10 protein-coding genes and 1 pseudogene are annotated in these 10,597 nt (G+C 62.7%); 8 read left to right on the forward strand and 3 right to left on the reverse strand.

Translation table 11 applies throughout. The features are described from left to right. Positions 1 to 263 precede the first annotated feature (263 nt). The gene (locus E5Z01_RS18300) at positions 264 to 1,403 is read right to left on the reverse strand and encodes an NAD(P)/FAD-dependent oxidoreductase (protein ID WP_135230689.1); all 1,140 of its coding nucleotides are present in this window, start codon (positions 1,401 to 1,403) and stop codon (positions 264 to 266) included. 297 nt (positions 1,404 to 1,700) lie between these two features. Between E5Z01_RS18300 and E5Z01_RS18305 the strand changes: the two genes are divergently transcribed. Continuing rightward, the gene (locus E5Z01_RS18305) at positions 1,701 to 2,381 is read left to right on the forward strand and encodes a nucleoside/nucleotide kinase family protein (protein WP_135230690.1); all 681 of its coding nucleotides are present in this window, start codon (positions 1,701 to 1,703) and stop codon (positions 2,379 to 2,381) included. Here the strand turns inward: E5Z01_RS18305 and E5Z01_RS18310 are convergent. Continuing rightward, positions 2,378 to 2,974, reverse strand: a complete 597-nt coding sequence (locus E5Z01_RS18310; protein ID WP_135230691.1) for an NUDIX domain-containing protein — start codon at positions 2,972 to 2,974, stop codon at positions 2,378 to 2,380. The genes E5Z01_RS18305 and E5Z01_RS18310 overlap by 4 nt on opposite strands. Before the next feature lie 166 nt (positions 2,975 to 3,140). Here E5Z01_RS18310 and E5Z01_RS18315 point away from each other — a divergent pair, with 166 nt between their 5' ends. The 7 genes and pseudogenes from E5Z01_RS18315 (at position 3,141) to E5Z01_RS18345 (ending at position 9,587) form a co-directional block, all read left to right on the forward strand. Beyond that, a complete protein-coding gene (locus E5Z01_RS18315) occupies positions 3,141 to 3,632 on the forward strand; it encodes a (2Fe-2S)-binding protein (protein ID WP_135230692.1) in 492 nt (163 codons plus the stop codon). Between the two features lie 101 nt (positions 3,633 to 3,733). Continuing rightward, positions 3,734 to 6,115 carry a xanthine dehydrogenase family protein molybdopterin-binding subunit gene (locus E5Z01_RS18320; protein WP_135230693.1) on the forward strand — a complete coding sequence of 794 codons (2,382 nt, stop codon included), beginning with the start codon at positions 3,734 to 3,736 and terminating at the stop codon, positions 6,113 to 6,115. 78 nt (positions 6,116 to 6,193) lie between these two features. Beyond that, positions 6,194 to 6,988 (forward strand): FAD binding domain-containing protein, encoded by a 795-nt coding sequence (locus tag E5Z01_RS18325; protein WP_135230694.1) that lies wholly within the window; start codon positions 6,194 to 6,196, stop codon positions 6,986 to 6,988. A 106-nt stretch (positions 6,989 to 7,094) separates the two neighbouring features. Further along, positions 7,095 to 7,289 carry a transposase gene (locus E5Z01_RS18330; protein WP_119761589.1) on the forward strand — a complete coding sequence of 65 codons (195 nt, stop codon included), beginning with the start codon at positions 7,095 to 7,097 and terminating at the stop codon, positions 7,287 to 7,289. A gap of 117 nt (positions 7,290 to 7,406) precedes the next feature. Beyond that, a pseudogene (locus tag E5Z01_RS18335) lies at positions 7,407 to 8,279 on the forward strand (IS3 family transposase); the annotation flags it as partial. Positions 8,280 to 8,444: 165 nt separating this feature from the next. Next, the gene (locus E5Z01_RS18340; protein ID WP_233554676.1) at positions 8,445 to 8,792 is read left to right on the forward strand and encodes an MGMT family protein; all 348 of its coding nucleotides are present in this window, start codon (positions 8,445 to 8,447) and stop codon (positions 8,790 to 8,792) included. 87 nt (positions 8,793 to 8,879) lie between these two features. After that, positions 8,880 to 9,587 (forward strand): cytochrome c, encoded by a 708-nt coding sequence (locus tag E5Z01_RS18345; protein WP_167758012.1) that lies wholly within the window; start codon positions 8,880 to 8,882, stop codon positions 9,585 to 9,587. Positions 9,588 to 9,804: 217 nt separating this feature from the next. Here E5Z01_RS18345 and E5Z01_RS18350 read toward each other — a convergent pair whose 3' ends face one another. Next, a complete protein-coding gene (locus E5Z01_RS18350; RefSeq protein ID WP_135230698.1) occupies positions 9,805 to 10,527 on the reverse strand; it encodes an IS630 family transposase in 723 nt (240 codons plus the stop codon). Positions 10,528 to 10,597 lie beyond the last annotated feature (70 nt).

The raw sequence follows: 10,597 nt of genomic DNA on the forward strand, positions 1-10,597 counted from the left end.
CGCCCTGCTGGCCCAAGTGATTTTGTCCAAGTTGGATCTCTCGGCCCGCTTTGAAGAATTAGAACATCTGCCGTCCAGTCCGCTAAATTTCGGCCTCAAAGCCGCCTAAAACTGCACGAACCATTGTTATACGAGAAACAGCGTGGAGATGCTTCCAGTACGCTCCCTCGCCCACAAGCGTTCCCACAGGCGGAGGGCCGAAGCGCGCGGCCCCGACCCCTTCTTTCACATGGAGACATTCAGTTGCCGCACCAGAGGCCGGTTCAGTCGATGCTGCTGCGCCACTTCCATTCGCTGGCTTTCTTCATGACGTGGGCCATACCGCCGGTCATGGCGAGCTTCTGGTTCCAGGGAAGTTTCATCCAGCCGACGGCCATCAGTCCCCCCAGGCTGACGAATTCGCCCATAGTGTTGGGTTCGTACTTCTCCAGTTCGCGGCCTCTGACCATATGGCGGATGTTCTTGCCCGTCAGGCGACCTTGCTGACCGGCGTGCTGGGCGGTGGTGGGCACGGGTTTACCGCCCTGGTCATGGGCCAGGGCCATGTCGCCCACCACGAACACGTCGGGGTACCCTTTGGCCCGCAGGTAATCGTCCACGGCGATGCGTCCGCCGGGGCCTTTCTCCAGCCGCTCACCTTTGACGATGTCGCGGGCCTGAATGCCGCCCGTCCAGATGATCTTCCCGGCCTGAAGCTGTTTTTGCTCGCCGTCAGCGGTCTGCACCGTGACGCCCTCGGCACTGGCCTCCATCAGGCGGTGGCCGGTCAGGACGTGAATGCCGTAGTCGTGCAGGGTACGTTCGGCGCGGGCGCGCAGGGCGTCGTCGAGGACTGGCAGGATTTTGGGGCCGGCTTCCACCAGATAAATGTTGAAGGGCGGCAGGCCGCGTGTCCTGCTCAGCACCTGCGCACGCTGCGCGAGTTCGGTGACCAGTTCCACGCCGGTCAGGCCCGCGCCGCCCACCACGATGTCGCGGTTACCGCTGTACCCGGCGCTGTAGATGCGGTTCACGTAGTTGAAGATCTCGTCGGCGTCGGATACGTCCTTCAGTTCGGTGGCGTGGTCGCTCAGGCCGGGGATGCGGTAGAAGTTCGTGACGCTGCCCAGGCCGACCACCAGCGTGTCGTAGGTCAGCACCCGGCCATCCTTGAGGGTCACTTCACGCGCGTCCACGTCGATGCTGTCCACGCTGGCCTGCTCGAAATTGACCCCGGTGCCGCGCAGCAGCGGCTCTATCGGCAGGGTGACGCGGGTGTTGTGGGCGGCGGCCTCGTGCAGGCGCGTTTCGAAGGTGTGGTAGGGGTTGCGTTCGACCAGCAGGACTTCCAGGTCGGGGGTGGGTTTCATTTTGGTGGCGGTGGCCAGGCCAGCGTAGCCTGCGCCGAGGATCAGGGTTTTCATGGGCGGCTCCTGTGGGGGTGGTTTCAAGGTCGATCCCTCTGGGGGTTGGCCGTCTGGTCTGGGGCGTGTATGCGGCAGAGTTTCCTGTCGATCACCAAGTTGGTGAATCAATTCACAAATTGATGACAGCGAACAGCCGCACTCAGCAAAGGGCCAGGGGACATTCCGCCCGACCTGCAGAAAGTGTACACCACACCCGAAATGGACTGGTCATGCTCCCTTCAGCGTGACTACACAAGTCGATTCGGGCTGTCCTGAACCCCGTTCAAGCTCAAGCGGCCCGCTACAGCCAAAGCCATGTCCCCCACACCTGCCCGCCTGGCCCTGCTGGCAACCATCGCTGAAAGGTTGCTGGGCCAGCCGCCCTCCCCTGTGCTGAAGGTCGCCATCGATGGTGTGGACGGCGCCGGCAAAACCACCTTCGCGGACGAACTGGCCGCCACCCTGAGCAAGCGCGGTCAGCAGGTCATCCGGGCCAGCATCGACGGTTTTCACTCCCCGCGCGAAATGCGTTACCGGCTGGGCCGCCACTCGCCGGAAGGGTTCTACCGAGACTCGTACAACCTGGACGCCCTGAAAAGAGAACTGCTGGAACCGCTCAGTCCAGGCGGCTCACTGCGTTACCTGACGCGGATCTTTGACGTGAATAGCGACCACACCATCCACGACAAACCCGCACACGCGCAAGGGAGTGAAATTCTACTCCTGGACGGACTTTTTCTGCACCGCCCGGAACTGCGATCCTTCTGGGACGACTCGATTTTCCTGAAGGTGGATTTCGTCATTTCCGTGCCACGCGGCGCAGCTCGCGGCCCCGGTTTCGGCTCCGCTGATCCTTACGCCGAGAGCAACCGGCGGTACGTGCAGGGCAACCGGCTGTACTTTGCCGAGGCCAGCCCGGAAGACCGTGCCGGGATCGTCGTGAACAACAACGACCTGCACGCCCCGTATATCGAGAAAATCACACCAGGAAACTAAAGCAGCCCCCGCCGCTGCAATTCCGCCAGGGCGTGCCACATCACCAGACTGCCCGGCGCGTCGTGAATCTCACCCGCCCGCAGCCTCCGGTACGCTTCCGCCAGCGGCAAAACCATGCGCTCGATAGTCTCGTCCGGCATCAGTCGGTTTTCGCCCAGTTGCACACCGAACGCGATGAAAGCGAAGTACACCGCGCCGCTGAAACTGGCGTTCGGGTAGAAGGCGGGCAGGGCCACCCACTCGCCCGCCGTGCCGCCCGCCTCCTCCAGCAGTTCGCGCTGGGCCGCCGCGAAGGGTTCCTCACCTTCCTCAAGGGTGCCCGCCACCGTTCCCGTGACGAACGCCCTGACCGGGTGGCGGTACTCGCGCAGCAAGACGACCTCGCCCGCCGCAGTGACCGGGAGGACGAAAACGGCTTTCGGGCCGCGTGGACGGTACAGTTCCTCGAATTCATGACCGGACGGCATCCGCACGCGGTCTGTCCTGACCGTGCGCTTCCCCGCCGTCAACTCGCGCGAGGAGAGCACCTGCACGGGCAGCGCGTCGTCCGGCTGCAATTCAGTCCAGTTCAGGTGGGCGGGCGTTTCAGGCATGGCCCGAGCTTAATGCAGGCACCGCGGCCGGGCATCCACCGGAAGAGACGGGAACGTTTCGGCAACCCTTCACCCCCCGCGTTCCGGTGTGCTTGAATGTGAAGCGGTCAACACACAATTCAGTCCGGTTTTCGCCCCACGCACTCCCGCCCTTCAGGAGGCCTGCATGAACGTCACTGTCAACGTGAACGGCAAACCCTACACCCGCGACGTGGAACCACGAACGCTCCTCGTCCATTTCCTCAGGGAAGAGCTGGGCCTGACCGGCACGCACGTCGGGTGCGACACCAGCCAGTGTGGCGCCTGCACCGTCCACCTGGGCGGAAACGCCGTGAAAAGTTGCACTGTCCTGGCTGTGCAGTGCGACGGCATGGACGTGAAGACCATCGAGGGCATGGGCACCCCCGCCGAGCTGCACCCCTTGCAAACCGGTTTCTGGGAGGAACACGGCCTGCAGTGCGGCTTCTGCACGCCTGGCATGATCATGGCCAGCGCCGAACTCCTCAAGCACAACCCCCACCCCACCGAAGAAGAAATCCGTTACCACCTGGAAGGCAACTACTGCCGTTGCACCGGCTACCACAACATCGTCAAAGCCGTGCAGCACGCCGCGAAGCTGATGAAGGGTGACGGGACAGGCCAGGCCGCAGACGACTGAACGGCCTGAAGGGCGTGGCCTGGAGAGGCTGAAGCAAAAGCGGCCCTTTTCCTCCACGCCACAGGTTGCAGGCCACAAGCCCCATCCAGAGGGAGGCATCAATGACCCAGGAAAAGTACTTTGGGAAGGCCCTGAAGCGCACCGAAGACCCGCGTTTTATCACGGGCGCCGGAAATTACGTGGACGACATCGTGCTGCACGGCATGCTGCATGCAGCGATGGTGCGCAGCCCCTACGCGCACGCGAAGATTGGCGGGATCGATAAGAGCAGTGTGGAAGGCATGCCCGGCGTGATGCAGGTGCTGACCGGGGAGGACGTGCAGCAGGCAGGCCTGGGCAGCATTCCAGTGGGCTGGCTGCTGCCCGACCTGAAGACGCCGCCGCACCCCGCCATTGCCACTGACGAGGTTCACCACGTGGGAGACATCGTGGCGGTGGTCATCGCGGAAACCCGCGCCCAGGCCGAGGACGCCGCCGCTGCGCTGGACGTGGACTACGAGGCGCTGCCCAGCGTTGCCAGTGCCAGCGAGGCCCTGAAGGAAGGTGCGCCGCAGGTTCACCCAGACGTGCCGGGGAACAGGGCGTTTCACTGGGAAATCGGGGACGCCGCCGCGACGGCCGAGGCGTTTAACCGGGCCGAGCGCGTGGTGAAGTTGAAGGCGACCAACCACCGCATGATTCCGAATGCCATCGAGCCGCGCGCCAGCCTGGCGCAGTTCAGCCCGGCGAGTGGCGAGTACACGCTGTACACCACCTCGCAGAACCCGCACGTGCACCGCCTGATTCTGGCGGCGTTCGTGATGAACATCCCCGAGCACAAATTGCGCGTGGTGTCGCCGGACGTGGGCGGGGGCTTCGGCAGCAAGATTTTCCAGTACCAGGAAGAAGCGATCGTGCTGCTGGCCGCGCGTCTGATCGGACGTCCGGTGAAGTGGGCGGCGCGGCGCAGCGAATCCTTCGTGAGTGACGCGCAGGGCCGCGACCACGAATCCGAGGCGGAACTGGCAGTCACGAACGACGGGAAACTGCTAGCGTACCGCGTAAAAACCATCGCCAACCTGGGCGGATATCAGACGCTGTTTGCGCCCGCCGTGCCGACCTATCTGTACGGCACGCTGTGCAACGGCGTGTACAAGTTCGAGGCGGTTCACGTGGAAGTCACCGGGGCCATGACGAACACCGTCCCGGTGGACGCCTACCGTGGCGCGGGCCGCCCGGAAGCCACGTACCTGCTGGAACGCATCGTGGACGTGGCGGCGCACGAACTGAACATGGATCCGGCCGAGTTGCGCCGCAAGAATTTCATTCAGCCCGACGAATTCCCGTACCAGACGCCGGTGGCCCTGGTGTACGACAGCGGCAATTACGAACCCGCGCTCGATCAGGCCATGGACATGATGAAGTACCAGGAAGTCCGCGCCGAACAGGAGAAGATGAAGGGCGGGAAGAAGGTGCTGGGCGTGGGCCTGATCTCGTTCGTTGAGGCGTGCGGCCTGGCGCCGTCGGCGCTGGTAGGTCAACTGGGCGCTCAGGCCGGGCAGTGGGAAAGCAGTCTGGTGCGCGTTCACCCGACCGGGAAAGTGGAGCTGTTTACCGGGTCGCACAGTCACGGCCAGGGCCACGAGACGGCCTTCCCGCAGATCGCCGCCGACGAACTGCAAATCCCGATCAGCGACATCGAACTCATTCACGGCGACACCGGACGGATGCCCTACGGCTGGGGCACCTACGGCAGCCGCAGCGCCCCGGTAGGCGGCAGCGCCCTAAAACGCGCCCTGGAGAAAATTACCGCCAAGGCGAAGAAGATCGCCGCGCACCTGCTGGAAGCCAGCGAGGAGGACGTGGAGCACGCGGACGGGGTGTTCCGCATCAAGGGCGCACCGGACAGGAGCAAGACCTTTTTCGACATCGCTTTAATGGCGCACCTGGCGCACAACCTGCCCGAAGGTATGGAACCTGGCCTGGAAGCCACGGCGTTCTACGACCCGGCGAACTTCGTTTACCCGTTCGGCACGCACATCGCCGTGGTGGAGATCGACACCGAGACCGGGCACGTGAAACTGCGGAATTACGGCAGCGTGGACGACTGTGGCCCCCTGATCAACCCCCTGATTGCCGAGGGGCAGGTGCACGGCGGCATTGCGCAGGGCATGGGACAGGCGCTGCTGGAAGAAGGCGTGTACGACGACGAGGGCAGCCTGCTGACCGGCACGTACATGGAGTACGCCATGCCCCGCGCCGACGACGTGCCCAGCTACCAGCTCGGTCACACCGTGACCCCCAGCCCGCACAACCCCCTCGGAGTAAAGGGCATAGGCGAGGCGGGCACCATCGCCAGCACCGCCGCTGTCGCCAATGCTGTCATGGACGCCCTGTGGCATGAGTACGGCATCGCTCACCTGGACATGCCGTACACCGCCGAGAAAGTCTGGCGGGCCATTCAGGCGGCCAGGGGCACCCAGGAGCAGGCCGCAGACGATTAGAGAAGTCCGGTCGGCAAGGAATAAGGAACAAGATGTGAGATTCCTTGCCACCTGGACGCCGACCAACGGGAGGCACTTATGTATCCAGCAGCATTTGATTACCAGAAGGCAGCCAGTGTGGATGAGGCCCTGAGGGCCCTGGCCGACAATCCGGACTTGAAGGTGATTGCGGGCGGGCATTCGCTTTTGCCGGCCATGAAGTTGCGCCTGGCGCAGCCCCCAGCCCTGCTGGACATCTGGGGAATCGAGGAGTTGAAGGGCATTAAGGAGGAAGGGGGCTGGTTCGTGGTGGGGGCCATGACCACGCACTTCGAGGTGCTGACCAGCACCCTGCCGCTTTTTCACGAGGTGGCCGGCTGGGTGGGTGACCCGATGGTGCGTCACCGCGGCACCATTGGCGGCAGCCTCGCCCACGCCGACCCCAGCGCCGACTACCCGGCGGCTGCCCTGGCCACGGGGGCGGAGTTCGTGATTCGCGGGCCGGGCGGCGAACGCACCGTGAAGGCCGACGACATGTTCAGAGGCATGTTCGAGAGCGCCGTGGAAACTGGGGAACTCCTGACGCACATTCGCGTTCCCAAGACCATGACCGCTTACGCCTACGAGAAGTACCGCCACCCTGCCAGCCACTACGCCATCGTGGGCGTGGCCGTGGCCAAACACGCGGACGGGCAGATTCGCGCCGCGTACACTGGCGCAGGCGAGAAAGCCGAACGCCTCCCCCAGCTCGAAGAACGCCTGAATGCCGGACAGGATGCCGGAACAGGCCTGGTCGACGCGGGCGGCCTGCTGGGGGATCGCTTCGCCAGCGCCGAATACCGCGCCCACCTGGTGGATGTGCTGGCGGGCCGGGCCGCGGCACGGATCAAGTAAACAGCCGTCTGAAGGTAGCGTCTGGAGTGCCCCCCGAAAATCGGACGAATCTGACTAGAGACGAAGGCTCGCCACCAGTTCTAAGCTGGAAAGCGAGGCCCACCCTATGAAAATCCGTCAGTTTACCGAAGACCAGATCATCAAGCTGCTCCAGGAAGGCAAAAAGGGTGAAAAGCCTGTTGAAGACCTCTGCCGCGACTTCGGGTGCAGCACCGCTTCCTACTACACCTGGAAGAAAAAGTACGGCGATACCAACCCTGACGAAGCCCGTAGGCTTCTTGGCCAGAACGGACTCGCTTGAGCAAGCCTGGCCGCTTCGTCAGCTCGAAAAGGAAAACGCCCGTCTACTACGTATCGTTGGCCAGCAGCGCCTGGAAATTGACGCCATGAGGGATGTCCTTGGAAAAAAGCGGTAACGCCCAACCAGAAACGCGCCGTCGTCAGGGAGCTGGTCGCGGCGCAGATCAAGCCCGAACGGGCTTGTGTTCTGGTGGGCCTGTCCAAATCCTCGTGGCACTATCAGCCGAAACCGCGCCAGGACAGCGAACTCCGGCAGCGCATCCATGAGCTGGCCAGAGAGTATCCCCGCCGGGGATACCGATTCATTCATGCCCTCCTTGTTCGCGCAGGAGTCACGATCAACAAGAAGCGCGTTCGACGACTCTGGCGCGAAGAAGGTCTTACCATCAAACCCAAAACCTCCCGAAAAATCCGCACTGGGGCGTCCATTCCGATGCAGGCTGAGTATCCCAATCACGTCTGGACGTACGATTTCGTCTTCGACCAGACGCTGGCCGGTACAAGCCTGAAGATCCTGACCCTGACCGACGAATTCACCCGGCAGTCCCTGGCACTTCGGGTGGCCGAATCCTTCACCTCCATGGAGGTGAAGGCCGTCCTGCAGGGAGTTATTGCGCAGCGTGGTGCACCAGGATTTATCCGCAGCGACAACGGTTCTGAATTTATTGCCCGTGATCTGGGCATCTGGCTGGCTGTCCAGGACATCGGAACCAGGTTCATTGAACCGGGCAAACCGTGGCAGAACGGCTTTGCCGAGAGTTTCCACTCTCGTCTGCGCGAGGAATGCTTGAACCGAGAGGTTTTTTACTCCGTACAGCATGCCCAGGTGCTACTTGACGACTGGCGAAGGTTTTACAACAGCGCCAGGCCGCATTCGTCTCTGGCTTATCTGACCCCGGACGAGTTTGCCCAGCAGGCCAGGGGGCGGCCTGCCGACCCCCTTTGCGGTCACAACGCCGCAAATGTGGCCGTCATCCCGTCCCCTGGATGAGCATTGATCCGCGTTGTTGTACCCTTGACCTGAGCCGAGTCTCTACTTGAAACCGTCCAACTTTTGGGGCCAGCCCACGTCCGGGTGGGCGCTCCTTCTCTTTTTGCCGCGCCGGCTGGGCTGCTGCCGAGGGTTCTCTGCCCTTTGCTCCACTACAGTGAGGGGGTGGACGAGGAGACTTTCCGGCAGAGGGTACTGGAGCTGGTGGCGCGGATTCCGCCGGGCCGGGTGGTGACTTACGGGCAACTGGCGCTGCTGGCCGGCAAGCCCGGCGCGGCGCGGCAGGCGGGGTTTGTGCTGCATTCGCTGGCGGGGCACCGGACCTTGCCGTGGCAGCGGGTCATCAACGCGCAGGGCCGTGTCAGCACCCACAAACTGGGTTTTGGCGACCTGCAGGAGCGACTGCTGGAAGCCGAGGGAGTGCTGTTCGGCGCGTCGGGCCGCTGTGACCTGAAGCGACTGCAATGGTGGCCGGATGAAGAGGCCAGCGGGCCGCCCGCAGAGTTGTTTTAAAACGGCCAGGTCATGAAGTCTTTCGGAAGGGGCACAGCCCACTTTGTCCCTTCGTCTGCCCGGTCGGTAAATCGTATGCTGTGGGGCATGACGAGTGGAAGGAAGAATAACTGGACGGCTGGAAACGCCATGTCTTGGGTCATGGGTGTGCTGCTGGGTGGCCTGATCGGCCTGATTCTGCTGATCGTCATTCCACGCACCCTGGGCGGGCAGGCGGCTGGTGGGGCAGCCGAGACCGGCACCACGGCGGCCACTACCGGCACGGCCAGTGCTGGAACCGAAGGCGGCAGCGACAGTAGTGACGACAACGGCAACACCGCCTCCAACAACCCTGGCACGGCCGCCACGGGGCCGGACGGCACGCCCGGTACGGGCTCCAAGGGATCGGCCAGTGACGGCGCGGGCGCTTCGGGCCAAGTCGCGCCGGGAGCCACCGAGCCGGAGACCGAGGCCAGCACCGCCGGTGAAGACAACCAGAGCGTGCCCACCATCGCCGCTGGTTCGGGGCAGCAGAATCAGGCCGCGGGCGGCGAAGCCGGGGAAGGAGACGCTGCGGCGGGTCAGGAGAAATTCGCGGGCAGCTGCGCCGGCTGCCACGGCGCAAATGCCGAAGGCGGCATGGGCCCCAAGATGGACAAGGCGAAAGCCTGGACGGCCGAGCAGTTCACGGCGGCAGTGCGTGAAGGGAAAACGCCGGACAGGACACTGGGCATGGTGATGCCTCACTTCACGACCGAGCAGGTCAGCGACGCGGAACTGAACAACATTCACGCCTACCTGAAAACCGTGAACTGATCCATAAAGGCCACGGACTGGCAACGCTTCACCAGCACCTTGAACAATGATTGACCTCTTCCCGACATTCAGGAAGAGGTTTTTGTTGGTCGGCAGGCCTGGTATAGATAGGCACTTTCCCGCTGGAGTACAGGAACATCACCCGAGCGCAGGGAGCACCGTCCAGATCCGCCTTTCCTTTCGCTCGCCACCGAAACAGGAAAATGAATCACGGCGATTAAAGCATTTGACATAAAAAGGTTTCTGGATGGGCATGAGTCATCCAACCGAAGATGTCGCGTAAGGTGACGTTCAAAAGCCCGTTCCAGATGGCTTGAATCAAGGTCTTGACCTCCCGGTATTCGCCAGCCCGAATCCAAGCTTTCAATTTGGAGAACATCATTTCAATGGGATTGAAATCTGGGCTGTACGGTGACAGAAAGAGGAGCGTGCAGCCACGCTCCTCAATCAGCGTCCTGACCTCATCACGATGATGAGCCGAGAGATTGTCCAGCACTATGACCTGCCCAGGGGTGAGGGCAGGACATAAGACCTCGCGCACATACCACTCAAACACGGCACCATTCACCGAACCTTCCACGACGAGCGGGGCGATAGGCCCGCTGCATTGCAGCCCACAAATCAAGGTGTGATTCTTGCCCCAGTTGCGTGGCACACGTCCCACTGCTCGTCGATGGCTGGGCGCGCGCCCATACAAACGCGTCAGTGATGTATTGAAGCCGCACTCATCGACAAACACCAGGCGAGCCGGAGTATGTAGATACGGTTGCAGATCATTGAGGAACTGCGTGCGCAGTTCCTCATCACGTTCGCTGGCGATGAGTCCTTTTTTTGTGGGTGATGCCGTGTCGCCGGAATACCCGGTCAACCGTACGGTAGGAGAGGTAATGCTCCAGGGATTCCTTCCAAAAATCGCCTGACCGATAGGAGGGTCAGGCAAACTGGAGGAACTCTATGGGAAAGCAGCGCAAAACTTGGGCATCTGGGGTCAAGGAAGAAATCGTCCTGGC

The organism is Deinococcus fonticola (assembly GCF_004634215.1).
GTDB classification, from domain to species: domain Bacteria; phylum Deinococcota; class Deinococci; order Deinococcales; family Deinococcaceae; genus Deinococcus; species Deinococcus fonticola.

What these genes read in the sequence shown, in the direction of transcription:
- E5Z01_RS18300 (WP_135230689.1), bottom strand. Translation starts at nt 1,403, where the DNA reads ATGAAAACCCTGATCCTCGGCGCAGGCTACGCTGGCCTGGCCACCGCC.
- E5Z01_RS18305 (WP_135230690.1), top strand. Translation starts at nt 1,701, where the DNA reads ATGTCCCCCACACCTGCCCGCCTGGCCCTGCTGGCAACCATCGCTGAA.
- E5Z01_RS18310 (WP_135230691.1), bottom strand. Translation starts at nt 2,974, where the DNA reads ATGCCTGAAACGCCCGCCCACCTGAACTGGACTGAATTGCAGCCGGAC.
- E5Z01_RS18315 (WP_135230692.1), top strand. Translation starts at nt 3,141, where the DNA reads ATGAACGTCACTGTCAACGTGAACGGCAAACCCTACACCCGCGACGTG.
- E5Z01_RS18320 (WP_135230693.1), top strand. Translation starts at nt 3,734, where the DNA reads ATGACCCAGGAAAAGTACTTTGGGAAGGCCCTGAAGCGCACCGAAGAC.
- E5Z01_RS18325 (WP_135230694.1), top strand. Translation starts at nt 6,194, where the DNA reads ATGTATCCAGCAGCATTTGATTACCAGAAGGCAGCCAGTGTGGATGAG.
- E5Z01_RS18330 (WP_119761589.1), top strand. Translation starts at nt 7,095, where the DNA reads ATGAAAATCCGTCAGTTTACCGAAGACCAGATCATCAAGCTGCTCCAG.
- E5Z01_RS18345 (WP_167758012.1), top strand. Translation starts at nt 8,880, where the DNA reads ATGACGAGTGGAAGGAAGAATAACTGGACGGCTGGAAACGCCATGTCT.